Below are 26,732 nucleotides of genomic sequence, written 5' to 3'. Positions count from 1 at the left end.
GCCATGAGTCTCTCTCCTGAATCCGATATCGTCGCGTTCGGCCTCGATAGCCGTGACGTAATGGCAAACTACCGTCACATTGTGCGCCGCCGCGCCATCATGCTGCTGCTGCTGACGCTGTTGATTGTCGCCTCGCTGCTGCTCGACTTCGTGATGGGGCCATCCGGCCTGTCGCTGCAGGCGCTTTGGCAAACCCTTACCGACCCGGCCAGCGCCAGCGCCGGGACGCGGGCGATCGTCTGGGATATCCGCATGCCCTATGCGCTGATGGCGATCGTCGTCGGCCTGGCTCTCGGCCTCGCCGGGGCGGAAATGCAGACCATCCTTAACAATCCGCTGGCGAGCCCGTTTACGCTCGGCGTCTCCTCGGCGGCGGCATTCGGCGCGGCGCTGGCTATCGTGCTGGGGATAGGGATTCCCGGCATTCCCGGCCAGTGGTTTGTCTCGGCCAACGCTTTTATCTTCGCTCTGCTGGCGGCGCTGCTGCTGGACGGTATTACGCGCTGGACCCAGGTCGCCACCTCCGGCGTCATTCTGTTCGGGATCGCGCTGGTGTTTACCTTCAATGCGCTGGTATCGATGCTGCAGTTTGTCGCCAATGAAGATACCCTCCAGGGGCTGGTGTTCTGGACGATGGGCAGCATTGACCGCGCCTCATGGCAAAAGGTGGGGATCCTGCTTGCGATACTGGCGGTCGTCATGCCGCTATCAATGCGCAGTGCGTGGAAGCTGACCGCGCTGCGCCTCGGCGAGGACCGGGCCGTCAGCTTCGGCATCAACGTGCGCCGCCTGCGCCTGACCACCCTGCTGCGCATCAGCGTTCTGTCGGCGATTTCGGTGGCGTTCGTTGGCCCAATCGGTTTTATCGGCCTGGTGGCGCCGCATATCGCCAGGCTGGTTTTCGGCGAAGATCACCGCTTTTACCTGCCGGCCAGCGCGTTAATCGGCGCCCTCGTCCTGTCGCTGGCTTCGGTTGCGGCAAAAAACCTGATTCCCGGCGCAGTGATTCCGGTGGGCATCGTCACCTCGCTGGTGGGGGTGCCTTTTTTCCTGAGCATCATTTTGCGCCATCGGGGGCACGTATGAGCCATGTTGTATCCGGACTGGCGCTGACCCATTTCAGCGCCGGTTATCCCAGACGTCAGGTGATCCGCGACCTGACGGTACCGCGGCTGCAGCGCGGTAAAATCACCGCGCTGCTCGGCCCCAACGGCAGCGGGAAATCCACCCTGATGCGGGCGATGGCCGGGCTGGGGCCGTCCGCGGGCGAGCTGTCGCTGGACGGTGAGAATCTGCTTGCCCTCCCCTTTGCCCGGCGTGCGGAAAAAGTGGTCTACCTGCCGCAGACGCTGCCCGCCGGCGTGCACTTGCGGGTGCTGGAGTCGATTATTGTCGCTCAACGCGCCGCCGGAGGAGCGCACAGCCCGGAAAATCAGGCACAGGTGATGTCTCTGCTGCGCCAGCTAGGCATTGAACATCTGGCGCTGAGCTATCTCGACCGGCTATCCGGCGGGCAGAAGCAGCTCGTCGGCCTGGCGCAATCGCTTATCCGTCAGCCAGCCCTGCTGCTGCTGGATGAGCCCCTTAGCGCGCTGGATTTAAACTATCAGTTCCACGTGATGGATCTGGTGCGTGAGGAGACGCAGAGGCGCAACATCATCACGCTGGTGGTGGTTCACGACATCAATATCGCCCTGCGCCACGCGGATCACGTGCTGATGTTGAAAGAGGGACAACTGCTGGGGGACGGCGCGCCGGCCGAGGTGATTACCCCGCAGGCTCTGGCTGCGGTTTACGGCGTGCGCGGGCGCATCGAGCCCTGTTCTCAGGGGGTGATGCAGGTGATTATCGACGGTCTGGCGGCGGGGGCTTAAGCGGCTGCGGCGTTGAACATCAAGCCCTGAGATCCCCTCTCTCCAGGGCTTTGCCGGAGGCGGCGCGCTGCGCCTCTCCGGCCTACCGCGTTATGCCGCCATCTCGCCCGCCGCCACCGGAAGCCCCTCCCGCCTGGCCGAATCATCACTCTTTTGCTAACCAGCTCACGTTTTTATGCCCTGATTGGCACTTTTCCGCCCGTGACGTTCCCCTCATTCTGTCGCTATGCTTTAATGTGCTAAACCGGTTTAATTAAGTTTAGCTATGGAGAATTTTCAACATGAATGCAAAAGTTTGGGTTCTGGGAGACGCGGTAGTGGACCTGCTGCCGGAGAGCGAAGGCCGCCTGCTGCGCTGCCCCGGCGGCGCCCCGGCTAACGTGGCGGTCGGTATCGCCCGCCTTGGCGGCGACAGCGGATTTATCGGCCGCGTCGGCGACGATCCGTTTGGCCGCTTTATGCGCCATACCCTGCAACAGGAGCAGGTCGACGTCAGCCATATGCGCCTCGACGGCCAGCACCGTACCTCCACCGTGGTGGTCGACCTGGACGATCAAGGGGAACGTACCTTTACCTTTATGGTGCGCCCCAGCGCGGACCTGTTTCTGGCGGAAGAAGACCTGCCGCAGTTTACCGCCAACCAGTGGCTGCACGTCTGCTCCATCGCGCTCAGCGCCGAGCCCAGCCGCAGCACCACCTTCTCGGCGATGGAAAGCATCAAACATGCCGGCGGCCGGGTCAGCTTTGACCCCAATATCCGCCCGGACCTCTGGCAGGATCAGGAGCTACTGCACGCCTGCCTCGATCGCGCCCTGCGCATGGCCAACGTGGTGAAGCTGTCGGAAGAGGAGCTGGTATTCATCAGCGGCAGTGATGATTTAGCCTACGGAATCGCCAGCGTGACCGAACGCTATCAGCCTGAACTGCTGCTGGTGACCCAGGGCAAAGCCGGCGTACTTGCCGCCTTTCAGCAGCAGTTTACCCATTTCAGCGCCAAGCCCGTTGTCAGCGTGGACACCACCGGCGCGGGCGACGCATTTGTCGCCGGACTGCTCGCAAGCCTTGCTGCCAACGGGATGCCGACGGATATCGCTGCGCTGGAACCGACGCTCACGCTGGCGCAAACCTGCGGCGCCCTGGCGACAACGGCGAAAGGCGCCATGACCGCCCTGCCATACCAGCGCGATCTTAATCGCCAGTTTTGATCCTTCAGGCCGCCGCGCGCGGCCCACTTTGTTGCATCCATCACATTTATTAAACCGGTTTAGCAAAATCCATTTCAAAATGTTAAGGGTCATGCTTAACATAACGCCTAAACCGGTTTAGCAAAAAACAACATTTTACATTTTCCTTTCGGGATGCAACCAGCATGTATAAAAAAAGTACACTCGCCGTCCTTATCGCTTTGCTAACCGGCGCCGCCTCAGCCCACGCGCAAACGGATCTCAGCACGATCGAAGCCCGTTTGATCGCCCTGGAAAAACGCCTGCAGGAGGCGGAAAACCGGGCGCAGACTGCGGAAAACCGCGCCGAGTCGGCGGAGAAACAGGTCCAGCAGCTCACCGCGCAGCAGCAGAAAAATCAGGACACGACGCAGGAAGTGGTTCAACGTACCGCCAAACTCGAGAAGAAGGCCGATGAGAAAAGCGGCTTTGAGTTTCACGGCTACGCCCGCTCCGGCGTGATAATGAATGATTCCGCCGCCAGCACCAAATCCGGCGCCTACATGACGCCAGCGGGGGAAACCGGCGGGGCTATCGGTCGTCTGGGAAACCAGGCCGATACCTATGTTGAAATGAACCTTGAACACAAGCAGACTCTGGATAATGGCGCGACGACCCGTTTCAAAGTGATGGTCGCCGACGGACAAACCACTTATAACGACTGGACGGCAAGCAGCAGCGATTTGAACGTTCGTCAGGCCTTTGTCGAACTGGGCAACTTGCCCACCTTCACAGGGGCGTTTAAAGGCTCCACCCTGTGGGCCGGGAAACGCTTCGACCGCGACAACTTTGATATTCACTGGATTGACTCTGACGTTGTGTTCCTCGCCGGTACCGGCGGCGGTATTTACGACGTCAGGTGGAACGACAGCATCCGCAGCAACCTCTCGCTTTACGGGCGCAATTTCGGCGATATTGCTGACTCGAGCAACAGCGTGCAGAACTATATCCTCAGCATGAACAACTTCATCGGTCCGGTGCAGGTGATGGTCAGCGGGATGCGGGCAAAAGACAACGACGACCGTCAGGATACCAACGGTAACCCGGTCAAAGGCGATGCGGCAAATACCGGGGTACATACGCTGCTCGGCCTGCACAACGACAGTTTTTACGGTCTGCGTGAAGGCACCAGCAAAACCGCCCTGCTCTACGGTCACGGCCTGGGCGCGGAAGTTAAAGGTATCGGCTCTGACGGCGCGCTACGGTCGGGAGCCAACACCTGGCGCTTCGCCAGCTATGGCACCACCCCGCTCAGCGAAAACTGGTCTATCGCCCCGGCGATCCTGGCGCAAAGCAGTAAAGGCCGTTATGCCGATGGCGACAGCTATCAGTGGGCCACGCTCAACATGCGCCTGATCCAGGAGATCAACCAGAACTTCGCTCTCGCTTACGAAGGCAGCTACCAGTATATGGATCTCAAACCCGAAGGTTATAACGATCGTCATGCGGTAAACGGTAGCTTCTACAAGCTCACCTTCGCCCCGACATTTAAGGTCGGCAGCATCGGTGATTTCTTCAGCCGCCCTGAAATCCGCCTTTACACCTCGTGGATGGACTGGAGCAAAAAACTGAATAATTACGCCAGCGATGACGCGCTGGGCAGCAATGGTTTTACCTCGGGCGGCGAATGGTCGTTCGGTATGCAGATGGAAACCTGGTTCTGACGGTGAATGCCTGACGACAGGCCCCTCCGGGGCGACGACGCGCCTTTCATCGCCCCGGACACAATAACGACGCAGAGACTGCGCCCCCGTTAACGCGGGACGACAACACGAATTTTTTTACGCATTCAGAGGGTACTATGGATTTTGAACAGATTTCCCGCTCGCTGCTTCCGCTTCTGGGAGGCAAGGAAAATATCGCCAGCGCCGCGCACTGCGCCACGCGCCTGCGCCTGGTGCTGGTCGATGACGCGCTGGCAGACCAGCAGGCTATCGGCAAAATTGAAGGGGTTAAGGGCTGTTTCCGCAATGCCGGGCAGATGCAGATTATTTTCGGCACCGGGGTGGTGAATAAAGTCTACGCCGCCTTTATTCAGGCGGCAGGTATAAGCGAATCCAGCAAATCGGAGGCCGCCGACATCGCGGCGAAAAAGCTTAATCCTTTCCAGCGCATCGCGCGCCTGCTGTCGAACATCTTCGTACCGATTATCCCGGCTATCGTCGCCTCCGGCCTGCTGATGGGCCTGCTGGGGATGGTCAAAACCTACGGCTGGGTTGATCCGAGCAACGCCCTCTACATCATGCTGGATATGTGCAGTTCGGCGGCGTTTATCATTCTGCCAATCCTGATTGGCTTTACCGCGGCCCGCGAATTCGGCGGTAACCCCTATCTCGGCGCGACGCTCGGCGGCATTCTGACCCACCCGGCGCTGACTAACGCCTGGGGCGTGGCCGCCGGTTTCCATACCATGAACTTCTTCGGCCTCGAAATCGCCATGATCGGCTATCAGGGGACGGTGTTCCCGGTGCTGCTGGCGGTGTGGTTTATGAGCATCGTTGAGAAGCAGCTGCGCCGCGCGATCCCCGATGCCCTGGACCTGATCCTGACGCCGTTCCTGACGGTGATTATTTCCGGTTTTATCGCCCTGCTGATTATCGGCCCGGCCGGTCGCGCGCTCGGCGACGGCATTTCGTTTGTCCTCAGCACTCTGATTAGCCACGCCGGCTGGCTCGCCGGGCTGCTGTTTGGCGGTCTCTATTCGGTTATCGTCATTACCGGTATTCACCACAGCTTCCACGCCATCGAAGCCGGACTGCTGGGCAACCCGTCCATCGGGGTCAACTTCCTGCTGCCGATCTGGTCCATGGCCAACGTCGCCCAGGGCGGCGCCTGCCTGGCGGTATGGTTTAAAACCAAAGACGTCAAAATCAAAGCCATTGCGCTGCCCTCGGCGTTTTCCGCTATGCTGGGCATCACCGAGGCGGCGATTTTTGGTATCAACTTACGCTTCATGAAGCCGTTTATCGCGGCGCTGATCGGCGGCGCGGCGGGCGGCGCGTGGGTCGTGTCAGTGCACGTCTATATGACCGCAGTCGGCCTGACGGCGATTCCCGGCATGGCCATCGTACAGGCCAGCTCGCTGCTGAACTACATTATCGGCATGGTCATCGCCTTTGGCGTCGCTTTCGTCGTCTCTCTGCTGCTGAAATACAAAACGGACGCTGAATAATGTCACTACCATCACGTCTGCCTGCGATTTTGCAGGCCGTTATGCAGGGCCAGCCGCGCGCGCTGGCCGATAGCCATTATCCACGCTGGCACCATGCGCCGGTGACCGGGCTGATGAACGACCCCAACGGCTTTGTCGAGTTTGCCGGGCGCTATCATCTGTTCTACCAGTGGAACCCGCTCGCCTGCGATCATAAGTTCAAGTGCTGGGCGCACTGGAGTTCAGAGGATCTGCTGCGCTGGCGGCATGAGCCTATTGCGCTGATGCCGGATGAAGAGTACGACCGCAACGGCTGCTACTCCGGCAGCGCGGTGGATAACAACGGTACGCTCACCCTGTGCTATACCGGCAACGTGAAGTTTGACGACGGCGGCCGAACCGCGTGGCAGTGCCTGGCGACGGAAAACGCCGACGGTACCTTCCGCAAAATCGGTCCGGTCCTGCCGCTGCCGGAGGGCTATACCGGCCACGTGCGCGACCCGAAGGTCTGGCGGCATAAAGACCGCTGGTACATGGTGCTGGGAGCGCAGGATCGGCAAAAGCGCGGTAAGGTGCTGCTGTTCAGCTCCCCGGACCTTCATCAGTGGCGCAGCGAGGGCGAAATCGCCGGCTACGGCATTAACGGCCTGAGCGACGCGGGCTATATGTGGGAGTGTCCGGATCTGTTTCCGCTCGGCGACCAGCATATTCTGATCTGCTGCCCGCAGGGGATTGCCCGCGAAGAAGAGCGCTTCCTCAATACCTATCCGGCGGTATGGATGAGCGGCGATGTCGACTACGACCGCGCCGCGTTCAAACACGGCGAGCTGCACGAGCTGGACGCCGGGTTTGAGTTTTATGCCCCGCAAACCATGCACACCAGCGATGGCCGCCGCCTGCTGGTCGGCTGGATGGGCGTCCCGGACGGTGAAGAGATGCTTCAGCCGACGCTTGCCAGCGGCTGGATCCACCAGATGACCTGCCTGCGCGAGCTGGAATTTATCGACGGCCGGCTCTACCAGCGTCCGCTGCGCGAGCTGACCGCCCTGCGCGGGGAGGCGCACGGCTGGCAGGGGAACGCACTGCCGCTGGCTCCGATGGAAATCTCGCTGCAAACCGCCGGCGACGACGCGCTAAGCCTTGATTTCGGCGGCGCGTTAACCCTGGAGCGCGACGCCAGCGGTATCCGTCTGGCGCGACGCAGCCTCGCCAGCGACGAAATGCACTATCGCTACTGGCGCGGCGAGGTGCGCTCGCTGCGGATTTTCATCGATCGGTCGAGCGTGGAGATTTTCATCAACGACGGCGAGGGGGTGATGAGCAGCCGCTGCTTCCCGGATTATCCGGCGCAGCTGATTTTCTCCGGCAGCGCGCCGGATGCATTCTGCTACTGGCCGCTGCGAACATGCATGATAGAATAAGCGTTTTGCTTTCAGGCTCATGGCGTCGTAATGAAAACCAAACGCGTAACCATTAAAGATATCGCCGAACTGGCGGGCGTTTCCAAAGCGACCGCCAGCCTGGTGCTGAACGGTCGTGGCAAGGAGCTGCGCGTGGCGCAGGAAACGCGCGAGCGCGTGCTGGCGATTGCCCGCGAGCAGCACTATCAGCCGAGCATTCACGCCCGCTCGCTGCGCGATAACCGCAGCCACACCATCGGCCTGGTGGTGCCGGAGATCACCAACTACGGCTTTGCGGTCTTTTCCCATGAGCTGGAGATGCTGTGCCGCGAAGCGGGCGTCCAGCTGCTGATCTCCTGTACCGATGAAAACCCCGGTCAGGAGAGCATGGTGGTCAATAACATGATTGCCCGCCAGGTCGACGGTCTGATTGTCGCCTCCTGTATGCACAACGATGCCGACTACCTGAAGCTCAGCGAACAGCTGCCGGTGGTGCTGTTTGACCGCTGTCCAACTGAAAGCGCGCTGCCGCTGGTGATGACCGATTCGATTACCCCGACGGCGGAGCTAATTTCCCGTATCGCGCCTCAGCATCACGATGAGTTCTGGTTTTTAGGCGGCCAGCCACGTCTGTCGCCCTCCCGCGATCGCCTGGCCGGGTTTACGCAGGGTCTGACTCAGGCGGGCATTGCGCTGCGCCCGGAGTGGGTGATCAACGGCAACTATCACCCCAGCTCCGGCTATGAGATGTTCGCCGCCCTCTGCGCGCGCCTGGGCCGGCCGCCAAAGGCGCTGTTTACCGCCGCCTGTGGTCTGCTGGAAGGGGTGCTGCGCTATATGAGCCAGCACCATTTGCTGGATTCAGACATCCACCTGGCAAGTTTTGACGATCACTATCTCTACGATTCGCTGTCGCTGCGTATTGATACCGTCCAGCAGGACAACCGCCAGCTGGCCTGGCACTGCTACGATTTAATCAGCCAGCTGATTGACGGCAATACGCCTGAGCCGCTACAGCGCTACCTGCCGGCGACGCTGCAGTTTCGGCATCGGTGATTCACGCATCCAGTCCCGCGATCCGCACCAGATGAACGGTGAGCCACAGCAGCTCGTTGCCGCCGAGGGTGATATCGAGCTGGGCTTTGACGTAGTCGCGGATTAGCAGCGCGCAGCGGTATGCGTCCGGATACGCCTTAATCACCTGCACCAGCAGAAAACTGTCCCGCGCGCCGTCCAGCTCCCCCTCCTGTAAACGCTGGAGGAAAAACTGCATATGGACCAGAAAGCGCGAATAGTTAATCGAGTCGGTGTCTATCTGCTGCTTAAAGTGGTACTGCACGAGATTAAAAATATCCTTCAGCATTTTCACCGACTGCATGGTCTGCGCCACGTCGTCGCCCTCGCTCTGGCCGTTTACCAGATGAAAGGCGATATTCCCGGCTTCCTCCTCCGGCAGTTCAATCCCGTACTGCTTGCGAATAATCGTCACCGCCTCGCTGGCGACGCGGAACTGCTGCGGATAAAAGCGCCTGACTTCCGGCAGCAGGCGATTTTGAATGGCGATCCCTTTACGGCTGCGCTCGATGGCAAAGGTCAGGTGGTCGGCGAGGGTAAAGAAAATCTGCTCGCGAACCTTGCCGGCGAGCTGCAGATTGGCGCGGGAAATAATCATCGCCGCCATTTCGATGACCTCATCCGGAATGGCGGAGAGCGCCTCAAGATAGCCGCTGCGCGCGCCGAGCGTCTGGGTCACGAACAGCTTCTCTATCTTCTCCGGGGCGATCTCGTCCCCGGGTCTGCTATTGAAACCAATGCCTTTCCCCATGACGATAACCTCCCTGTTATCGTCATCCGTAGAGAGCACGAGGCTATTATTGAGCACCTTCTGAACAATCATCTCTGCGACTCGTCGTGGTTGCCGTTCTGCGCGATGACATCCTTATACCACCAGAAGCTGCGTTTGCGGATCCTTTGCAGGCGCTTCAGGTCATCCTCGCCGCGATCGACATAAATAAAACCGTAGCGCTTGGCGTATCCCTGGTGAGTGCTGACCACGTCAATCGCCGCCCACGGGCAGTAGCCCATCAGCTCGACGCCGTCGGCTATCGCCAGCCGCATCTGCTCGATATGCGCGTCGAGGAAGGCGATGCGATAGTCGTCATTTACCGTCCCGTCATGCTCCAGTTTGTCCGGCGCGCCCATCCCGTTTTCGCTAATCAGAATCGGCAGACCGTAGCGCTCGCACACTTTACGCAGCGTCAGGCGCAGCCCCACCGGGTCAACAACCCAGCCGTAGGGGGTTTTGCCAACCCACGGATTTTCCGCCGGACGATAAACCCCCTCTTCGCCCAGCATAATTTGCTGATCGCCCGCGCGGGGCGCAACGTCGCCGCCGTCGCCCCGGCTGGCGGCAATGGTGGCGGTCGAGTAGTAGTTAATGGCGATATAGTCTGGCCTCCCCTGCTGCAAAATCAGCGCATCTTCCGGCTGCACCTCCGGCGCAAGGCCGCGATCCTGCATATAGGCCCACGCCAGGGCGTTGTAGCGCCCATGCACCGCAACATCCAAAAAGCTCCAGCAGCGCAGCGTCTCCCAGTTATGCGCGGCGATGGCGTCCTCCGGCTTACAGCTTTCGGCGTACATCGACGTGGTGTTTATCGCCGGGCCGATGCGCAGCCCGGGGAACTCACGGTGGCACAGGGCGAAGATCTGCGCCTGGGCCAGCATCATATGATGATTCTGCTGGTACAGCGCTTTCTTGTCCGGCAGTTCACGATCGGCGGGCACGCCAATCGCGCCGGGATGCAGAATCATGGTGTTCTGTTCGTTGATGGTCAGCCAGAGCGGAACTTTGGCGGCAAATTCGCTGAACAGCAGCCTGGCATAGCGCACGAATGCCTCCCCGGTTTTGCGGTTCAGCCAGCCGCCTTTTAGCTCCAGCGCCCACGGCAGATCGAAGTGGTAGAGCGTCACGATGGGGGTGATCCCGTGGCGCGTCAGGGCGTCGATCAGGCGGTGATAAAAGGCCAGCCCATCCGGATTCACCGGGCCATCGCCGTCAGGTATCACCCGCGACCAGGCCACCGAAAAACGGTAGGCCTTCAGCCCCATCTGCGCCATCAGCGCGACGTCCTCCTCCACCCGGTGATAGTGGTCGCTGGCGATGCGGAAGTCCGCCGTTCCCGGCGGATGGCTGAGCATGTCGACCACCGACGGCCCTTTACCGTCTTCATTCCACGCGCCCTCAACCTGATAGGCCGAGGTGGAGGCGCCCCACAGAAAACCGTCCGGGAACCGGGCCTGCTGTTGATAAATCATACCTGCGCCTCCTTAGCGGATTGCACCATCAGGGGTTCGCCGTAATCCACCTGCGCGGCGGCGGTGAGGCGCAGAGCGCGCTGCGCGTCGCCGTTGACCACAATCACCGGGGTAATCAGGTCGTATCCGGCCTGTTCGATGGCGGGAATATCAAAGCGGATCAGCGCCTGTCCCGCTTCCACCTTATCACCCACCTTCAGCGTAGAGCTAAAGTGCTGGCCGTTAAGATTGACGGTGTCGATACCGATATGGATCAGCAGCTCAAGACCGCTGTCGCTCTGCAGGCCAACGGCGTGGCAGGAGGGCAGAAACATCATTACCGTGCCGCTAAACGGCGCGCGCAGTACCCCTTCTTCGGGACGAATCGCCAGCCCCTCGCCCAGCAGGCCGCCGGAAAAGACGTCGTCGTTCACGTCGCTGAGCGCCACCACCTGGCCGCGCAGCGGGCTGAATACTTCCGTCTCCCCCTCGCTTGTCGGGCTGACCGCAGGCTGCGGCGTCTCGCTCACCGCGTCTTGTTCCTCAGGAACGTCTTTAAAAGCGATAAACCAGGTCAGGGTAAAGGTCACCACGATGGAAATCGCGCAGGTCACCAGCGCATGGACGATGTTCATCGGGTTTTCGCCGATAAACGCCGGCAGCGCAGCGAGGCCTGGCGAGACAAACGCGTAGCGCACCAGCCCGCTCACCCCGGCGTAGACCCCGGCGCAGCCGCCGCCGATCATCGCGGCAATCAGCACCCGGCGGAACTTGAGCAGCACCCCGTACAGCGCCGGTTCGGTGATCCCCAGCAGCGCGGTAAAGCCCGACGAAGAGGCCAGCTGGCGCAGGTTGCTATTTTTGGTTTTCAGCGCCACGCACAGCGTCGCCGCTCCCATCGCCACGTTGGATGCCAGCATCCCCGGGCCGTTAATCATCTCGTAACCGCTTTTACTCAGCTGACCGGTGGCGATCGGCGTCATCGCCCAGGCGGTGCCGGTAATGATCAGGAAGGGCTGCAGGGTGCCCATCAGCATCGGGATTAACCAGCTGGCGTGGCGGTCGATAGCGCCCGCCCCGGCGGCGACCAGATCGTTAAGCAAAATGCCCGCCGGGCCGACCACCACCAGCGCCAGCGGCGCGGTAATCAGCAGAATCAGCATCGGCTTAACGAAAAACTTGATAATCGATGGCGACACTTTTTCGGCAAAGCGCTCCACCCACGACATCAGCCACACGGTCAGAATAATCGGCAGCACCGAACCGGCGTAATCGGAAAGCAGGACGTTGATGCCGACAAAATCGACCGTTTTACCGGCCGCCAGCATCTGGCCGATGCCCGGATGCAGCAGCACGCCCGCGAGGGTCATCGCCAGAATCGGATTGCATTCAAACTTCAGCGACGCGCCGTAGGCCAGCAGCACCGGCAGGAAGAAGAAGGCGGCGTCGGCAATAATATTCAGCAGCTGATACGTCGAGCTGGTTTCGCTAATCACCCCCGTGAGCTTGAGAATGGCCAGCAGCGCTTTAATCATTCCCGCGCCGGTAATCGCCGGGATCACCGGGGTAAAGGTGGTCGAAATGACGCTGATAATCCGGGCGACGATGCCGGCCGGCTTCGCGTTTTTATCGCCGCCTGCCGGGCCTTTCTTCTCCGGCAGCGCCTTATTAAGCCGCCGGTAAACCTGCTGCACCTCGTTGCCGATCACAATCTGGAACTGGCCGCCCTTCTCCACCACGCTGATCACGCCGGGGAGGGAGCCAATCTGCGCATCGTTAACCTTTGCGCGGTCGTTGAACTCCATGCGCAGCCGGGTCGCGCAATGGGTGAGCATGCGGATATTTTCCGCACCGCCCACCGCGTGGAGGATTTTGTCTGCTGTTTCGTTATAGTTCATAGTGTTCCCTGGTGTTGGGGCAAAAAAAAAGACCAAAACAGAGACGCTCCCCTTGGCGGGAGAGCATTTCTATTTTGGTCTTGCCTGCTTTCGCAGTAGCACGCCATCATAAAAATGGGTTATTTCGGCGGATTATCTAAGCGCCCCTGCGTAATGACAATGGCGACCGAACAAAAGTGTGAACTGGATTAAGTAAATTCTTAAGTAAATATCAACCGAGGGCCTGCTGGCGTAGCCAGCTCTGCAATAGCTTACCGTTGGGGGTCATCTCGCTATCCTGACGCACGCAGAGATAATAATCCCGGCCATCATCAATTGCCGCATCGAAGATTTTCACCAGCTCCCCGCGCTTCAGATAGGGAGCGATCAGCGGCTCGCGCATGAGCGCGCAGCCCAGCCCGGCCTGTACGCCAGCCAGGGTCAACAGGCCATCCTCAAACAGCGGCCCGGTCGAGCGCGGCGGGCGCTTCACGCCCTGCTGCACAAACCACTGATTCCAGGTCGTGCGCTCCTCATCGTGCAGCAGCGGCATCTGCAACAGCTGTTCCGGGGTATCAATATGCCCGTGCAGGCGCAAAAAGGCCTGGCTGCATACCGGCACCATTTTGCCGGAAATCAGCTTTTCGCTTTGATAGCCCACCCAGTGACCGTTGCCAAAGCGGATCGACATATCGGAAGCGTCGCTAAGATAGTTGCGGTGGTTAGCATAAACCACGTTGATTTCGGTATGCGGGTTCGCGTGCACGAACGACGGCAGGCGGGGAATAAACCAGCCCATGCCAAACAGCGGGATCAGGCTGATCGTCACCTGCTGGGTTTGCACCTGCTCGACCAGATGCTCGGTGGCCTGACGCAGCACGTTAAACGCCGCGCGGATCGAGCGATAATACTCCCGCCCCTGCTGGCTGAGAGTCAGCCGCCGCCCCTGCCGTTCGGTGAGCGGGATCTGCAAATAGCCCTCCAGCACCTTAAGCTGATGACTGACCGCCGAAGGCGATATCGCCAGCTCCTGCGCCGCCAGGGTCACGCTGCCCAGGCGTGCGATCGCCTCGAAGGCGCGCACCGCCCGCAGCGGCGGATCGTTGGCCAACGTACTCTCCGACCAGCTAACCGGCGCTTCTGATTGTTCTGTTTTTTTCATATGTTGATTTTCTTAGCGCATTACGCTATCCGGCGAGTTATTAAATTATATTTAAAATCATAATGATAGTTAACCACACATTTATAATAAGAAAGAATATATGCGTATTTTACAATTTAATTCATTTGTTGGATGGTAGCTATTATTTGAGCATCTTGTCGGAACAATCAGTTGGACACACTCATACAACAAATCATCAACGGGGTCATGCTCGGCAGCATCTACGCCCTGATCGCGCTCGGCTATACCATGGTGTACGGCATCCTGCGCATTATTAACTTTGCCCACGGCGACATTCTGATGGTCGGCGCGTTGACCACCCTTTCCGGGATGCACGCCCTGAACGCGCATTTCCCCACTCTGCCACCGCTGGCGCAGCTCGGGCTGGCGCTGCTGCTGGCCATGGCGGTCTGCGCCCTGCTGGCGATGGCGGTCGAACGCTTTGCCTACCGCCGCCTGCGCAACGCCCCGCGCCTGGCGCCGCTGATCTCCGGGATCGGCGTCTCGGTGCTGCTGCAAACCGTGGCGATGATCGTCTGGTCGCGCAATCCGCTGATGTTCCCGCAGATCCTGCCAATGGATGCGATCGCCGTGACCCACGGTAGCGCAGCGCATCCACCGGCTCTCGTTACCGTCACCGGAATCGTCACCGTCGCGCTGGCCTTCGCGGTGATGCTTGGCCTGTGGCTGCTGGTGGAGTACACCCGTTTAGGTCGCGGTATGCGCGCGGTAGCGGAAAATCCGCGCATCGCCACGCTAATGGGCGTAAACCCTAACGCAATTATCGCCCTCACTTTCGCCATCGGCGGCATATTCGCCGCGCTGGCTGGCGTGATGATGGCCAGCAACTACGGTAATGCCAGCTTCTCCATGGGCTTTCTGCCCGGCATTAAAGCCTTTACCGCCGCGGTGCTCGGCGGCATCGGCAATATTCGCGGCGCGATGATCGGCGGCCTGCTGCTGGGCCTTATCGAATCCCTCGGCGCAGGCTATCTCGGCGACCTGACCCACGGCGTCTTCGGCAGCAACTATCAGGATATTTTCGCCTTTATGGTGCTGATCCTGGTGCTGGTCTTCCGCCCTGCCGGTTTGCTCGGCGAACGCGTCGCGCACCGGGCTTAGGAGAAAAATCATGACAACGGCACAACTCGATACGCCTGTCGTCTCCCGCCGCTTCTGGTCCGGGATGACCCTGTTGGTCTGCGCGCTGCTGGTGGCGCCGATGGTCGCCAGCCAGCTCGGCGGCAACTACTGGGTGCGGGTCATCGACTTCGCCCTGCTCTACGTTATGCTGGCGCTGGGGCTGAATATTGTGGTCGGCTATACCGGCCTGCTGGATATGGGCTTTATCGCCTTTTACGCCGTCGGCGCGTATCTGGCGGCGCTGCTGGCCTCACCGCATCTGCTGGACGTCTTCCCGATTTTAAATAGTTGGTTTCCGGACGGCCTGCACACCTCCTGGCTGGTGATTATTCCGCTCGCCGCGCTGCTGGCGGCAGGCTGCGGTATCGTCCTGGGCGCGCCGACGCTGAAGCTGCGCGGCGACTATCTGGCCATCGTCACCCTCGGGTTCGGCGAAATTATCCGCATCCTGATGCGCAACCTCGACCGTCCGGTCAACATCACCAACGGCGCAAAAGGCATTTCCGGGGTCGATTCGCTGAATCTGTTCGGCCTCAAGTTTAGCGGCGTTTATCACTGGTTTGGCTTTAAAGTCCCGGCGCTGTGGCTGTGGTACTACCTGCTGATGCTGGTGATTGTGGCGATTATTTTCGTCTGCCTGCGACTGCAGCATTCGCGCATTGGCCGGGCCTGGCACGCCATCCGCGAGGATGAAGACGTCGCCCGCGCGATGGGCATCAACCTGCGGAACTACAAACTGCTGGCTTTCGCTATCGGCGCCTCATTCGGCGGCGTGGCGGGCGCGCTGTTCGGCGCATTTCAGGGCTTCGTTTCGCCGGAATCTTTTACCCTGCAGGAGTCGATTGCGGTCCTGGCGATGGTGGTGCTGGGCGGGATGGGGCATATCCCCGGCGTGATCCTCGGCGCGGTGCTGCTGACCGCGCTGCCGGAGCTGCTGCGCAGCCAGGCGGCGCCGGTACAGCAGGCGCTGTTTGGCGAAGTGCTGATTGACCCGGAAGTGCTGCGCCAGCTGTTCTACGGCCTGGCGCTGGTGCTGGTCATGCTGCTGCGCCCTCAGGGCATCTGGCCCGCGCGACATCAAGGAGCGAAAGCATGAGCCTGTTAAGCGTACGCCATATGACGAAGCGTTTCGGCGGTCTGACGGCGGTCGACAACGTATCGCTGAGCATTAATCAGGGTGAAATCTACGGCCTGATCGGCCCCAACGGTGCGGGGAAAACCACCTGCTTTAACCTGATTACCGGGCTCTACCCGGCGGACAGCGGCGAGTTCGCTATCGGCGGCGAAGCCTATTCTCCGAACAATATTGAGAAAGTGACCGCCGCGGGCATCGCCCGCACCTTCCAGAACGTGCGGCTGTTTAACGACATGTCGGTACTGGAAAACGTCATGGTGGGCCGCCATGTCCGCACCCGCAACGGCCTGTGGGCCGCGATCTCCCGTCATAAACGCGCCCGCGCCGAGGAGACGCAAACCCGCGAGCTGGCCTGGCACCTGCTGGACTATACCGGCATCGCGCAGTTCGCCCACTATCGCGCCTGCGACCTCGCCTACGGCCACCAGCGGCGGCTGGAGATTGCCCGCGCGCTGGCCACCGAACCGCGCCTGCTGGCGCTGGATGAACCGGCGGCCGGGATGAACGCCGCCGAGAAGATGGCCCTTGGCGAACTGCTGCTGCGCATTCGCGACGACGGCAAAACGCTGCTGATGATCGAGCATGACGTCAAGCTGGTGATGGGGATCTGCGATCGCCTGATGGTGCTGGATTACGGCAAAACGTTAACCAGCGGCACGCCGGATACCGTACGCCGCGATCCGGCGGTGATCGCCGCCTGGCTGGGAGGCAATGTCCATGTCTGATTTATTAACCGTTAACCAGCTTAGCGTCCACTACGGCGGCATCCAGGCGGTGCGCGACGTCTCATTCAGCGTGAAAGAGGGCGAGCAGACCACGCTTATCGGCGCCAACGGCGCGGGCAAAAGCTCCACCGTCCGCGCCATTACCGGGCTGGAACCCTTTCGCGGCGAAATTCTGTTTAACGGCAAGCCGATCCGCAAACGTCGGGCCGAATCCCTGTTGCGCGAAGGACTCGTGATGGTGCCGGAAGGACGCGGCATCTTTGCGCGCATGACGGTGCTGGAAAACCTGCAAATGGGCGCCTGGCTCCGACGCGACGCGGCGGCGGTAAAGCAGGAGATGGGCGCCATCTTCGCTAATTTCCCGCGCCTCGCCGAACGCCAGCATCAGCTGGCGGGGCTGCTCTCCGGCGGTGAACAGCAGCTGCTGGCGCTCAACCGCGCCCTGCTCAGCCAGCCGCGCCTGCTGATCCTCGACGAGCCGTCAATGGGCCTGGCGCCGCTGATGGTCGAGAACATTTTTCGCGTTATCGCCACCCTGCGCCAGCGCGGCGTCGCGCTGCTGCTGATCGAGCAGAACGCACGTCTGGCGCTGGAGGCGACCGACAGCGCCTGGGTAATGGACAGCGGCAGCATCGTCGAGCGCGGTCCGTCGCAGACGCTGCTGGCCGACGATCGTATAGCACAGATTTATTTGGGCGAAATGCCCGTTTAACACACCAACCAGCATCAGGGAAAAACAATGAAAACCGTAAAAATCAGCGCGCTCAGCGCCGCTATTCTGCTCAGTGGTTTTGCCTCATCCGCCGCGTGGTCCGCGGCCAGCGAAACCGTTATTATCGGCCTGGCTGGCCCGCTCACCGGCCCTTCCGCGCGTATCGGCAAGGATCTGGAAAACGGCGCGCAGCTGGCGATTGACGATATCAACAAGCAGCACCCGACCATTGGCGGCAAGGCGGTAACCTTCAAGCTGCAATCGGAAGACGATCAGTCCGACCCACGCACCGCCGTTGCCGTCGCCCAGCGTCTGGTGGATAGCGGCGTCGCGGGCGTCGTCGGCCACTGGAACACCGGCACCAGCATTCCCGCTGCGCGGGTTTATCACGATGCGGGCATCGCCCAGGTCGCGCCGGTCGCCACCGGGCACGCCTACACCAAACAGGGCTTCGACACCAGCTTCCGCGTGATGGGCCACGACGATGACGGCGGGCAGTTTGCCGGACAGTACGCGGTACAAACCCTGAAGGCCAAACGCATCGCGGTCATTGATGACCGTACCGCCTTCGGCCAGGGGCTGGCGGATGAGTTTATTAAGTCGCTGGAAGCGCAGGGAATCAACATCGTCGACCGCCAGTACGTCGATGACAAAACCGTCGACTTCAGCGCCGTGCTGACCGCGATCCGCAGCAAAAACGCCGACCTGATTTTCTTTGGCGGCGTCGATAGCCAGGCCGCCCCGCTGGCGCGCCGCATCAAACAGCTGGGTATGAACGCCACCCTGATGGGCGCAGGCGGCTTCGTTAGCCAGACCTTCCTCCAGCTGGCGCAAAAAGAGGGCGACGGCGTGGTGGCGCTGGAGCCGGGGCTGCCGGTCGAGCAGATGCCGGGCGGTAAAGCCTTCGAGCAGGCCTACCAGTCGCGCTATCACACCCATATCGAACTGCACGCGCCGTTCGCCTATGACGCTACCCGCGTGCTGGTCGCGGCGATGGAAAAAGCCGACTCCGTCGACCCTGCCGACTATCTGCCCGCCCTGCGCGCCATTAACTACGCCGGCGTGACCGGACAAATCGCCTTTGATAAAGAGGGCAACCTGAAATCGCCAACCTTTACCGTTTATAAAGTCGTCGACGGAAAATGGCAGCCGCAAACCGTACTCGGCGGCGCAACAACGAAGTAACGCAGTGAGGCAATGTGATGAGTGATAATAACGAGCTGGGCATTCTCGCCCGCCGCAAAATTGAAGCAGAAATAATCAAGCCGATTTACGCCATCCTGGTGCGCGAGATAGGGAAAGCTCGCGCCCAGGCGGTCATCGGCGAAGCGATTGAAAACGCCGCCATTGAGGCGGGAAAAGCGTTTGCCCGCCAGGAGCCGAACGGTGCGGATATCCAGAGCTTTGTCGCGCTGCAGTATCTGTGGGAGAAAGATAACGCCCTGGAAGTCACGGTGCTGGACGCCGACGACCAGCAGTATAACTACAACGTAAACCGCTGCCGCTACGCCGAGATGTACCACGAAATGGGCCTCGGCGAGATTGGCCACCTGCTCTCCTGCGCCCGCGACGATAAATTTATCGTCGGCTACGCCCCGGACGTGGAGCTGACCCGCACCACCACCATCATGCAGGGCGGTAAATGCTGCGACTTCCGCTATCGCGTGCAAAAGGACAAGTCATGATAACCGTCAACGGCGCACGTCTGTGGTCGATGCTCAACGAGATGGCGCTGCTCGGCGCCACGCCGGCGGGCGGCGTGACCAGGCTGGCGCTCAGCGAAGAGGATCGTCAGGCGCGCGACCTGCTGCGCCAGTGGGCTCAGGAGGCCGGCTTTCCCTGCGAAGTCGACAGCATGGGCAATATGTTTATTCGCCGCGCCGGTAAAAATTCGCAGTTAGCCCCGGTGCTGACCGGTTCCCACGTCGACTCCCAGCCGCTCGGCGGCCGCTATGACGGCATTTACGGCGTCCTCGCCGGGCTGGAGGCGCTGCGCACGCTGAACGATCGCGGCATTGAGACCGAACGCGATATTGTGCTGGTGAACTGGACCAACGAAGAAGGCGCGCGCTTTGCCCCGGCGATGCTGGCGTCCGGCGTGTGGGCCGGGCAGTTTAGCGAAGCTTTCGCCCTCGCCCGCGAAGATCGCGACGGCATCAGCGTTGGCGCGGCGCTGGAGGCTATCGGCTATCGCGGGGAGCGTCCTGCCGCCGCCTTCCCGCTCCACGCCTGCTACGAAGTGCATATCGAACAAGGGCCGATTCTGGAAGAAGAAGGCGTTGATATCGGCCTCGTTCACGCGGCAATGGGCCAGCGCTGGTTCAACGTCACTCTGGAGGGCTTTTCCGCCCACGCAGGAACCACGCCGATGGGCAGCCGCCGCGACGCGCTGACCGCCTTCGCCGAACTGGCGCTGGCGGTGGAGCAAATCGGTATCGCCCATAATCCAGACGGGCGCGCGACTATCGGCATGGCGCAGGTCATTCCGGGATCGCGCAACGTGGTGCCGGGAGGCGTGGCGTGCAGCGTCGAGTTTCGTCATCCGCAATCCCCGGCGCTGGAAGCGATGGAACTCGCCCTGCATCGCGCCGCTGAAGCGCTGGCGGCGCGCGGCGTGACGGCAAACGTCGAGCGTATTTTTGATTACGCGCCCATTGCCTTTGATACCGGATGTCTGGCGCGCAGCCAGCGGGCGGCGGACGAACTGGGCTATAGCGCGCGAACCATGGTTTCCGGCGCCGGGCACGATACCTGCTATATCAGCAAGGTCGCGCCCGCCAGCATGATTTTCATTCCCTGCGAGAAGGGAATTAGCCATAACGAAGCGGAGAACATTCTGCCGGAATGGGCGGAGAAAGGGGCGAACGTGCTGCTCAACAGTTTACGTCTTGCCGCGGATGAGCCCGCTTGCGGCGCGACGTAAAACGCGATACAGCCCACGCCAGCCAAGGCCGTGGGCTATTGCCGATCAATGCTTTTTGCGGTTGCGGCGCATATCGATAGTCACCGCCGCGACGATAATGATGCCTTTGATAATATCCTGCACGTAGGCATCGACGCCGACAAAGGTAAACCCGCTTTTAATCAGGCCGAGGATCATCGCGCCGATTAAGGTCCCGGTGATGCGCCCCACCCCGCCCATCAGGCTGCTGCCGCCGATAACCGCCGCGGCGATAGCATCCAGTTCGTAGGACATGCCCATGCTCGACTGCCCGCTGCTGACGCGCGCCGCCAGCACCACGCCCGCCAGGCCGGAGAGCGCCCCGGCGATGGCATAGACGATCACCAGGTATTTATTCACGTTGATACCGGAGACCTTGGCCGACGTCATGTTACCGCCGATAGCGTAAACGTATTTACCGTAGCGGGTATGCTTCAGGGCGATATGGAAGACCGCGGCGACGACGAAGAAAATAATCACCGGCATCGCCCCCTGGCCGATGGCGGTAAAGCTGTCGGATAAGAAGCTGATTGGGTTGCCCTGAGTGTAGTACTGCGCCAGACCGCGCGCCGACACCATCATTCCAAGCGTCGCGATAAACGGCGGGATGCCGGTGCGGGTCACCAGAAAACCGTTGGTTAAGCCGCACAGAAGACCGACGCCGATGCCGGCGCCAATCGGGATAATCGCCGGCATATTGACCAGCGACGGGAACATCGGCGACAGGCTATCGGAGGTTTGCGCGAGGCTTGCCGCCACCACGGCGGCGAGAGCGATCACCGAGCCGGAGGAGAGGTCAATGCCGGTGGTAATAATGACCTGGGTGACCCCGACGGCGATAATACCGATAATCGCTACCTGTAAAACAATTAATATCAGGCGATTGGTGTTTAATAAAAAGGACTGGTCGCGGACGTACCAGCCGGCAATTTCAAACGTCAGGGCAATCACCAGCATGACGATAAATATCCCGGTATCTTTCGGCAGCCGGTGGCGTAATTGCCCAAAGAAAGAGGGTTTCTCAGTGATCGGGGTCGCCGTTATTTTCATATTGCTCATTCTCTGTGCCTCAATGGGATGCCAACGACAAAATGGTTTCCTGGTCGGCGTCCTCTTTATTGAGGATGCCGGTAATACGCCCTTCATGCATGACCATCACCCGATCGCTCATCCCGAGAATCTCCGGCAATTCTGAAGAGACCATAATCACCGCCACGCCGCGGTTGGCCAGCTCGCTGATCAGATGGTAAATTTCCGCTTTCGCCCCGACGTCGATTCCGCGCGTCGGCTCATCGAGAATCAGTATTTTCGGCTGGGCCAGCAGCCAGCGGGCAATCAGTACCTTCTGCTGATTACCGCCGCTGAGGTTATTAATAATCTGATCCATGGTGGGGGTTTTAATATTCAGGCGGCGGATCTGCTCCATGCAGTCTTCGGCCATTTTGAGGTGCTGAACAAAGCCGGTTTTACCGATATATTCCGGCATTTTGACGATGCTCATATTCTCCAGCACCGACAGCACGAGAAACAGTCCGGACTTTTTGCGGTCTTCCGTCAGCAGCGCCATCCCTTTTTCAATCGCCGTCGAAGGCGAGTCAATCGTGACCGGCACTCCCTCAATCAGCACTTCGCCGCTATCGGCTTTATCCATGCCGAACAGGCTCTCCATCACTTCGCTACGCCCGGCCCCCACCAGCCCCGCCACGCCGAGGATTTCGCCGCGGCGTACGCTAAAGTTGATATCGTGAAAGACCCCCTTGCGCGACAGATTGCGGACGGTCAGCACCTCTTCGCCAATGGCGTTATTGAACTTGGGAAAGAGCTGGGTGAGCTCCCGGCCGACCATCTGGGTGATCAGCGACTGACGGGTAAACTCGGTGGTATGTTTACTGCCGACCCAGGTGCCATCGCGAAATACGCTGATCTCATCGGTAATCGCGAAAATCTCATCCATTTTATGGCTGATATAAATAATGGCTTTTCCCTGCTGGCGTAAATCGCGAATAATGGTAAACAGATGCGCCACTTCGCTTTCGGTTAACGCCGAGGTCGGCTCATCCATAATCACAATATCCGCGTTCCACGAAACCGCTTTGGCAATTTCCACCATCTGCTGGGAGGCGATACTTAACTCCCCCACCAGCCGGTCGGCGGATAGCCGGATATTGAGTTTATCCAGCAGATCCTGCGTCTGGCGGGCAAGCTGGCGATGATCGACAAAACCGTATTTCATCGGCTCGCGGCCGAGCCAGATATTTTCCGCCACCGTCATATGCGGCACCAGATTCAGCTCCTGGTGGATCATCGAGATCCCGGCGCGCAGCGCGTCCATCGTATCCTGAAACTGGACCGGCTCCCCTTTAACGCGAATCGCGCCCTTATCGGGACGGTAGATCCCGATCAGGCATTTCATCAGCGTGGATTTTCCGGCGCCGTTTTCGCCCATCAGCGCGTGCACCGTCCCCGGGCGCACGCGTAATGAGACGTTGTCGAGCGCCTTCACGCCGGGGAAGAATTTGCTGATCCCTTCGGCTTCAAGTGCAAAAGCGTTCATACTTCACCTCCGTACCCTGAGCGACTATTTCTGGTTGCGATTAACGAACTCAGCCATGTTGTCTTTGGTGATCAGCTGGTAAGGGACATCGATGATCTTTTCCACTTTCTCGCCGTTGGCCAGCTTAATGGCGGCATCCACCGCGCCTTCGCCCTGCCCTTTGGCATCCTGGAAAATCGTGGCGATCATCTTGCCGTTTTTGAGCATTTGCAGGGCATCCGGCGTCCCGTCCACCCCGGCTATCAGGATATGGTTCGGGTTTTTACCCAGCGCCTGCAGCGCGCCGATGGCCATTTCATCGTTGTTGGAGGCGATGGCCTGAATGTCTTCGCCGCTGGTCATCCAGTTGCTGACCACGTCAACGGCATCGTTGCGGGTAAATTTCGCGGTCTGCTTCTGCACGATTTTGATATCCGGATACTTCGCCACCACCTCTTCGACGCCTTTGGTGCGGTCACGGGTCGATTCATTCGCCAGGTCGCCGAGCAGAATGGCGACGTTCCCCTTGCCGTTCATCGCTTTGGCTAACGCTTCCATCTGTAAGCGCCCCGCCAGCACCGAGTCGGAGCCAACGTAGGCCATTTTGTCGGTCAGCTGCGCCTGCGGGCGGCGGTTAACAAAGATCAGCGGAATGCCCGCTTTAGTCGCCTGGTCCATAATCGGTTTGACCGCGTTGGTGTCGACCGGGTTGACGATAATCGCGTCGACGCCCTGGCCAATAAAGTTCTGCACCTGCTGTAGCTGCTGGGAGACGTCGCCTTTGGCATCTTCCACCTGCGCCTTAACGCCATCTTTTTGCATCTCTTTTTGCATTGCGGTGCGCAGAATCGTCAGGAAGTTGTCATCGAATAGCGCCATGGAAACACCGACCGAAATATCTTTCGCCATCACGACCGCTGGCAGCATGCAGGCTATCAAAGAGGCAACAACCGTTTTCTTAATATTCATCGTTGATCCTTTATTTTCAGGTACATCGGTTAGGTAAGGTAAAATGAAAAAATAGTTTCATTAATTGTGCGTTAAGCGCCTGCTTTTCCAGCTTTTTGAAAAAACAGCCCGCGCGCTGGTGCATTTTTTGTTGTTGATCGAAATCACAAAATTCAGTTGTTTTAAAATGGTTTTTTGAAACATTAGTCCATTTATAGCGGAAGAAAAATTCCAGACCATTTATTTCATTAACAACACATATGAAACTTTTATAAGTAAATAACTGAAATGAAAATTTTAAAACTGCGTGTTAACAGAACTTTGACACACATCTAACATTGACGCATAAATGCGCAAAAAATGAGAGGCAGGCGACGGTTTGCCGCGCGGCGCGCCGATAGCGGCAGCGGTTTAAAACGAGACAGGATATAGGGTGTAAAAGGGGATGTCGCCCCGCGGGCGGCGGGCGCTCAGTCGACGTTTTCAGCGCTGTAAAGGATAAATTCGACCTTGCCGTCGCTGAAGAGATGCGGCTGATAGCCGGTTTCCAGATGGCGCAGGGCCAGCTCCACCGCCAGACGGGCATGCTGGCGCGGGTTTTGATCGATCGTCAGCGCCATTCCCCCCAGGGCCAGCTGTTCACGGGTGGTGCTGTAGCGTTCATGGGTCATCCAGCAGCACTCGCCGTAGCGGCGATGGCGAGCCAGCGCCTGCGCCACCTGCGTGTTGCCCAGCCCGGTATTGTAGATGCCCACCACGTCGCGGTTGCGGCGCAGGGCCTCTTCCAGCACGCGGTCGATTCGCTGTCGGTTGTCCTCCCCCGCCAAAACCTCGCCCAGCAGCAGATGCGGAAAGCGCTGGCTAATCACCTCGCGAAATCCCTGAATCCGTAAGCGATGAGCGCTGAAGTCCTGGCGCCCGCTGAGCATCAGCACTTCTCCAGGACGGTGCGCCATTAACCCCATCATCCTGCCCGCGGTGCGGCCGGCCTGCTGCTGATCGATCCCGACGTGACAAAGCCTCTGCGCGCCGGGGAGATCGGTGACCAGCGTAATCACCGGCACGTTCGCCTCGCGACACTGGCGCAAGGCGTCATAGACCCGCGGATGTTCGTTGCCAAAGACAATTATCGCATGGCGCTTTTTGCTGCTGCGGATAAGGCTTTTCGCCAGCTTTTCCGGCGCGGACTCCGCCACCAGCGTGCGGTGCAGCGTCAGTCGGCGATAGCCAAGGCTATCCGCCACGTCGGCGAAATCCTGCGTCAGACGGGAGAAAAAGCGCGAATCGTTATCGCTGAGAAACACTTCTATTTGCCACGGGAGACGGCGCTCTTCCGGCAGAATGCGCTTCAGCCCGGCCTCCCGCGCGGCCTGCAGCACCCTGCGCGTGGTTTCCGGCGACACGCCGCCGCGTTCGTTAAGCACCCGGTCAACGGTCGCGACGCCCACGCCAATCCGTTTAGCCAGTGCCTCCAGCGAAATGCTTTTCATCGTCTCGTCTCCCCCATGATGGAAATCCATCAAAACGCCCGTGTCGGTCAGTGTAGCAAACGGATTACTTTGGCAACGCTAAATCCCTCTTTCTGGAGAAAAAAATGACCTGCATTCGTTTTGCATTGTTGGGCAGCGGTTTTATTGGCCAGGTTCACGCCGCCAGCCTCGCTCGCCATGAGCGGACCGTTCTGGCCATGGTGGCCGACGCCGATCCCGAGCGGGCGAAAGCGCTGGCTTCCCGCTACGGCGCGCGGGCGGTAACCGTCGCCGAGGCCATCAATAGCGACGCCATTGACGCGGTACTGATCGCCAGCTCGACGCCTTCACACGCGGCGCTGCTGGAAGCCGCCGCGCGCGCGGGAAAAGCGGTCTACTGCGAAAAACCGATCGATCTTTCGCTGGCCCGCGCCCGCCAGGTCGTCGAGAAAGTGCTGCCGCTCGGGGTACCGGTGACCGTTGGCTTTAACCGCCGCTTCGACGCCAGCCACCAGCAGCTGCGCCGGGAGATCGAGGCGGGCGCGATTGGCCAAATCGAACTGGTTCAGATGGTGTGTCGGGCATCGGTTATGCCGCCGCTGGAATATCTGCGCAGCTCCGGCGGCCAGATGCGCGACCAGGCGATTCACTTCTTTGACCTGCTGCGCTTTCTTACCGGTGATGAAGTGACGACCGTCGCCGCGCTGGGGGCTGCGCTGGCGCTGGCGGAAATTGCCGAATTCGACGATGTCGATACCTCTATTGTCATGCTGCGGATGCGCGGCGGCGCGCTGGCGCAGCTGGACAACACCCGGCGCACCGGCCACGGCTACGATGAGCGCATTAGCCTGCTTGGCCCGCAGGGGGTGATAGAGTCCGGCAGTCAGGCATCGCGCGGCGTCACGCTGTGGCAGGGAGCGCGCTGCATTCAGCCCGGCCTCTATCCGGACTGGTTCAGTCGCGTCGAGGGGTCGTACTACGCGCATCTGGATGCTTTTGTCCGCTCGCTAGGCGGAGAAGCGGTGCCGGACCTGCCGGGGCTGCTGGACGGGCTGCGGGCGCAGGCTATCGCCGAAGCCGCCGTGCTTTCCCTGCGGCAAGGGCAGTTTGTCAGCGTCGAACCGCTGGCGTAAAAAAGCCCC

Annotated in this window: 23 protein-coding genes; 15 read left to right on the top strand and 8 right to left on the bottom strand. The window is 60.1% G+C overall.

Going from position 1 to position 26,732, the window contains the following annotated elements:
• The first annotated feature begins 3 nt into the window (after positions 1 to 3).
• From MKleb_RS06940 to MKleb_RS06910, 7 genes are all read left to right on the top strand, one after another.
• The gene (locus MKleb_RS06940) at positions 4 to 1,086 is read left to right on the top strand and encodes a FecCD family ABC transporter permease (protein WP_025107093.1); all 1,083 of its coding nucleotides are present in this window, start codon (positions 4 to 6) and stop codon (positions 1,084 to 1,086) included.
• Positions 1,083 to 1,874, top strand: coding sequence for an ABC transporter ATP-binding protein (locus tag MKleb_RS06935; RefSeq protein WP_025107094.1), 792 nt, complete (start codon positions 1,083 to 1,085; stop codon positions 1,872 to 1,874). Before MKleb_RS06940 ends, MKleb_RS06935 begins: the two co-directional genes overlap by 4 nt.
• Before the next feature lie 281 nt (positions 1,875 to 2,155).
• Positions 2,156 to 3,079, top strand: coding sequence for an aminoimidazole riboside kinase (locus tag MKleb_RS06930; RefSeq protein WP_025107095.1), 924 nt, complete (start codon positions 2,156 to 2,158; stop codon positions 3,077 to 3,079).
• Positions 3,080 to 3,243: 164 nt separating this feature from the next.
• Positions 3,244 to 4,761, top strand: coding sequence for a carbohydrate porin (locus MKleb_RS06925; RefSeq protein ID WP_004848527.1), 1,518 nt, complete (start codon positions 3,244 to 3,246; stop codon positions 4,759 to 4,761).
• 137 nt (positions 4,762 to 4,898) lie between these two features.
• A complete protein-coding gene (locus tag MKleb_RS06920) occupies positions 4,899 to 6,269 on the top strand; it encodes a sucrose-specific PTS transporter subunit IIBC (protein WP_014837718.1) in 1,371 nt (456 codons plus the stop codon).
• Complete coding sequence (locus MKleb_RS06915) at positions 6,269 to 7,669, top strand: sucrose-6-phosphate hydrolase (protein ID WP_025107096.1); 1,401 nt, start codon at positions 6,269 to 6,271, stop codon at positions 7,667 to 7,669. The genes MKleb_RS06920 and MKleb_RS06915 overlap by 1 nt, the downstream gene beginning before the upstream one ends.
• A 30-nt stretch (positions 7,670 to 7,699) precedes the next feature.
• The gene (locus tag MKleb_RS06910; RefSeq protein ID WP_004848520.1) at positions 7,700 to 8,704 is read left to right on the top strand and encodes a LacI family DNA-binding transcriptional regulator; all 1,005 of its coding nucleotides are present in this window, start codon (positions 7,700 to 7,702) and stop codon (positions 8,702 to 8,704) included.
• A 1-nt stretch (position 8,705) separates the two neighbouring features.
• Here the strand turns inward: MKleb_RS06910 and MKleb_RS06905 are convergent, their stop codons facing one another.
• The 4 genes from MKleb_RS06905 to MKleb_RS06890 all read right to left on the bottom strand — a co-directional run bounded on the left by MKleb_RS06905 (position 8,706) and on the right by MKleb_RS06890 (position 13,984).
• Positions 8,706 to 9,545 carry a PRD domain-containing protein gene (locus MKleb_RS06905; RefSeq protein ID WP_025107097.1) on the bottom strand — a complete coding sequence of 280 codons (840 nt, stop codon included), beginning with the start codon at positions 9,543 to 9,545 and terminating at the stop codon, positions 8,706 to 8,708.
• Entirely contained in the window at positions 9,542 to 10,966 is a 1,425-nt protein-coding gene (locus tag MKleb_RS06900; protein WP_217076540.1) for a glycoside hydrolase family 1 protein, read from the bottom strand. Before MKleb_RS06900 ends, MKleb_RS06905 begins: the two co-directional genes overlap by 4 nt.
• The gene (locus MKleb_RS06895) at positions 10,963 to 12,843 is read right to left on the bottom strand and encodes a beta-glucoside-specific PTS transporter subunit IIABC (RefSeq protein ID WP_025107099.1); all 1,881 of its coding nucleotides are present in this window, start codon (positions 12,841 to 12,843) and stop codon (positions 10,963 to 10,965) included. The genes MKleb_RS06900 and MKleb_RS06895 overlap by 4 nt, the downstream gene beginning before the upstream one ends.
• Before the next feature lie 211 nt (positions 12,844 to 13,054).
• Positions 13,055 to 13,984 (bottom strand): LysR substrate-binding domain-containing protein, encoded by a 930-nt coding sequence (locus MKleb_RS06890; protein ID WP_025107100.1) that lies wholly within the window; start codon positions 13,982 to 13,984, stop codon positions 13,055 to 13,057.
• Positions 13,985 to 14,155: 171 nt separating this feature from the next.
• Here MKleb_RS06890 and MKleb_RS06885 point away from each other — a divergent pair, with 171 nt between their 5' ends.
• Genes MKleb_RS06885 through MKleb_RS06855 form a run of 7 tightly spaced genes read left to right on the top strand, consistent with a single transcriptional unit; the run spans position 14,156 to position 20,622 of the window.
• Entirely contained in the window at positions 14,156 to 15,106 is a 951-nt protein-coding gene (locus tag MKleb_RS06885; RefSeq protein WP_025107101.1) for a branched-chain amino acid ABC transporter permease, read from the top strand.
• 10 nt (positions 15,107 to 15,116) lie between these two features.
• Positions 15,117 to 16,223 carry a branched-chain amino acid ABC transporter permease gene (locus MKleb_RS06880; protein WP_025107102.1) on the top strand — a complete coding sequence of 369 codons (1,107 nt, stop codon included), beginning with the start codon at positions 15,117 to 15,119 and terminating at the stop codon, positions 16,221 to 16,223.
• Complete coding sequence (locus MKleb_RS06875) at positions 16,220 to 16,987, top strand: ABC transporter ATP-binding protein (protein ID WP_025107103.1); 768 nt, start codon at positions 16,220 to 16,222, stop codon at positions 16,985 to 16,987. Before MKleb_RS06880 ends, MKleb_RS06875 begins: the two co-directional genes overlap by 4 nt.
• Positions 16,980 to 17,699 carry an ABC transporter ATP-binding protein gene (locus tag MKleb_RS06870; protein ID WP_046876916.1) on the top strand — a complete coding sequence of 240 codons (720 nt, stop codon included), beginning with the start codon at positions 16,980 to 16,982 and terminating at the stop codon, positions 17,697 to 17,699. Before MKleb_RS06875 ends, MKleb_RS06870 begins: the two co-directional genes overlap by 8 nt.
• 27 nt (positions 17,700 to 17,726) lie before the next feature.
• Positions 17,727 to 18,884 (top strand): branched-chain amino acid ABC transporter substrate-binding protein, encoded by a 1,158-nt coding sequence (locus MKleb_RS06865; RefSeq protein WP_023320490.1) that lies wholly within the window; start codon positions 17,727 to 17,729, stop codon positions 18,882 to 18,884.
• Between the two features lie 17 nt (positions 18,885 to 18,901).
• The gene (locus tag MKleb_RS06860) at positions 18,902 to 19,384 is read left to right on the top strand and encodes an L-2-amino-thiazoline-4-carboxylic acid hydrolase (protein WP_025107105.1); all 483 of its coding nucleotides are present in this window, start codon (positions 18,902 to 18,904) and stop codon (positions 19,382 to 19,384) included.
• Complete coding sequence (locus tag MKleb_RS06855) at positions 19,381 to 20,622, top strand: Zn-dependent hydrolase (RefSeq protein ID WP_025107106.1); 1,242 nt, start codon at positions 19,381 to 19,383, stop codon at positions 20,620 to 20,622. Before MKleb_RS06860 ends, MKleb_RS06855 begins: the two co-directional genes overlap by 4 nt.
• Before the next feature lie 45 nt (positions 20,623 to 20,667).
• On the opposite strand, the gene MKleb_RS06850 is transcribed toward MKleb_RS06855, so the two are convergent.
• From MKleb_RS06850 to MKleb_RS06835, 4 genes are all read right to left on the bottom strand, one after another.
• Positions 20,668 to 21,690 carry an ABC transporter permease gene (locus MKleb_RS06850; RefSeq protein WP_170873311.1) on the bottom strand — a complete coding sequence of 341 codons (1,023 nt, stop codon included), beginning with the start codon at positions 21,688 to 21,690 and terminating at the stop codon, positions 20,668 to 20,670.
• Positions 21,691 to 21,709: 19 nt separating this feature from the next.
• Complete coding sequence (locus MKleb_RS06845) at positions 21,710 to 23,194, bottom strand: sugar ABC transporter ATP-binding protein (protein WP_004848509.1); 1,485 nt, start codon at positions 23,192 to 23,194, stop codon at positions 21,710 to 21,712.
• Positions 23,195 to 23,218: 24 nt separating this feature from the next.
• A complete protein-coding gene (locus MKleb_RS06840) occupies positions 23,219 to 24,142 on the bottom strand; it encodes a sugar ABC transporter substrate-binding protein (protein ID WP_004848507.1) in 924 nt (307 codons plus the stop codon).
• A gap of 449 nt (positions 24,143 to 24,591) precedes the next feature.
• Positions 24,592 to 25,611 (bottom strand): LacI family DNA-binding transcriptional regulator, encoded by a 1,020-nt coding sequence (locus MKleb_RS06835; protein WP_025107107.1) that lies wholly within the window; start codon positions 25,609 to 25,611, stop codon positions 24,592 to 24,594.
• A 104-nt stretch (positions 25,612 to 25,715) separates the two neighbouring features.
• Between MKleb_RS06835 and MKleb_RS06830 the strand changes: the two genes are divergently transcribed.
• Positions 25,716 to 26,723 (top strand): Gfo/Idh/MocA family oxidoreductase, encoded by a 1,008-nt coding sequence (locus tag MKleb_RS06830; protein WP_025107108.1) that lies wholly within the window; start codon positions 25,716 to 25,718, stop codon positions 26,721 to 26,723.
• Positions 26,724 to 26,732 lie beyond the last annotated feature (9 nt).

This window comes from Klebsiella sp. PL-2018, assembly GCF_019048985.1.
GTDB classification, from domain to species: Bacteria; Pseudomonadota; Gammaproteobacteria; order Enterobacterales; family Enterobacteriaceae; genus Klebsiella; species Klebsiella michiganensis.
The sequence above is the reverse complement of the archived record's forward strand: the minus strand, read 5'-3'. Positions and strand labels throughout refer to the sequence as shown.

Excerpts from the sequence above, each read along its gene's own strand:
- MKleb_RS06940 (WP_025107093.1), top strand. The coding sequence starts at position 4 with ATGAGTCTCTCTCCTGAATCCGATATCGTCGCGTTCGGCCTCGATAGC.
- MKleb_RS06935 (WP_025107094.1), top strand. The coding sequence starts at position 1,083 with ATGAGCCATGTTGTATCCGGACTGGCGCTGACCCATTTCAGCGCCGGT.
- MKleb_RS06930 (WP_025107095.1), top strand. The coding sequence starts at position 2,156 with ATGAATGCAAAAGTTTGGGTTCTGGGAGACGCGGTAGTGGACCTGCTG.
- MKleb_RS06925 (WP_004848527.1), top strand. The coding sequence starts at position 3,244 with ATGTATAAAAAAAGTACACTCGCCGTCCTTATCGCTTTGCTAACCGGC.
- MKleb_RS06920 (WP_014837718.1), top strand. The coding sequence starts at position 4,899 with ATGGATTTTGAACAGATTTCCCGCTCGCTGCTTCCGCTTCTGGGAGGC.
- MKleb_RS06915 (WP_025107096.1), top strand. The coding sequence starts at position 6,269 with ATGTCACTACCATCACGTCTGCCTGCGATTTTGCAGGCCGTTATGCAG.
- MKleb_RS06910 (WP_004848520.1), top strand. The coding sequence starts at position 7,700 with ATGAAAACCAAACGCGTAACCATTAAAGATATCGCCGAACTGGCGGGC.
- MKleb_RS06905 (WP_025107097.1), bottom strand. The coding sequence starts at position 9,545 with ATGATTGTTCAGAAGGTGCTCAATAATAGCCTCGTGCTCTCTACGGAT.
- MKleb_RS06900 (WP_217076540.1), bottom strand. The coding sequence starts at position 10,966 with ATGATTTATCAACAGCAGGCCCGGTTCCCGGACGGTTTTCTGTGGGGC.
- MKleb_RS06895 (WP_025107099.1), bottom strand. The coding sequence starts at position 12,843 with ATGAACTATAACGAAACAGCAGACAAAATCCTCCACGCGGTGGGCGGT.
- MKleb_RS06890 (WP_025107100.1), bottom strand. The coding sequence starts at position 13,984 with ATGAAAAAAACAGAACAATCAGAAGCGCCGGTTAGCTGGTCGGAGAGT.
- MKleb_RS06880 (WP_025107102.1), top strand. The coding sequence starts at position 15,117 with ATGACAACGGCACAACTCGATACGCCTGTCGTCTCCCGCCGCTTCTGG.
- MKleb_RS06875 (WP_025107103.1), top strand. The coding sequence starts at position 16,220 with ATGAGCCTGTTAAGCGTACGCCATATGACGAAGCGTTTCGGCGGTCTG.
- MKleb_RS06870 (WP_046876916.1), top strand. The coding sequence starts at position 16,980 with ATGTCTGATTTATTAACCGTTAACCAGCTTAGCGTCCACTACGGCGGC.
- MKleb_RS06865 (WP_023320490.1), top strand. The coding sequence starts at position 17,727 with ATGAAAACCGTAAAAATCAGCGCGCTCAGCGCCGCTATTCTGCTCAGT.
- MKleb_RS06860 (WP_025107105.1), top strand. The coding sequence starts at position 18,902 with ATGAGTGATAATAACGAGCTGGGCATTCTCGCCCGCCGCAAAATTGAA.
- MKleb_RS06855 (WP_025107106.1), top strand. The coding sequence starts at position 19,381 with ATGATAACCGTCAACGGCGCACGTCTGTGGTCGATGCTCAACGAGATG.
- MKleb_RS06850 (WP_170873311.1), bottom strand. The coding sequence starts at position 21,690 with ATGAAAATAACGGCGACCCCGATCACTGAGAAACCCTCTTTCTTTGGG.
- MKleb_RS06845 (WP_004848509.1), bottom strand. The coding sequence starts at position 23,194 with ATGAACGCTTTTGCACTTGAAGCCGAAGGGATCAGCAAATTCTTCCCC.
- MKleb_RS06840 (WP_004848507.1), bottom strand. The coding sequence starts at position 24,142 with ATGAATATTAAGAAAACGGTTGTTGCCTCTTTGATAGCCTGCATGCTG.
- MKleb_RS06835 (WP_025107107.1), bottom strand. The coding sequence starts at position 25,611 with ATGAAAAGCATTTCGCTGGAGGCACTGGCTAAACGGATTGGCGTGGGC.
- MKleb_RS06830 (WP_025107108.1), top strand. The coding sequence starts at position 25,716 with ATGACCTGCATTCGTTTTGCATTGTTGGGCAGCGGTTTTATTGGCCAG.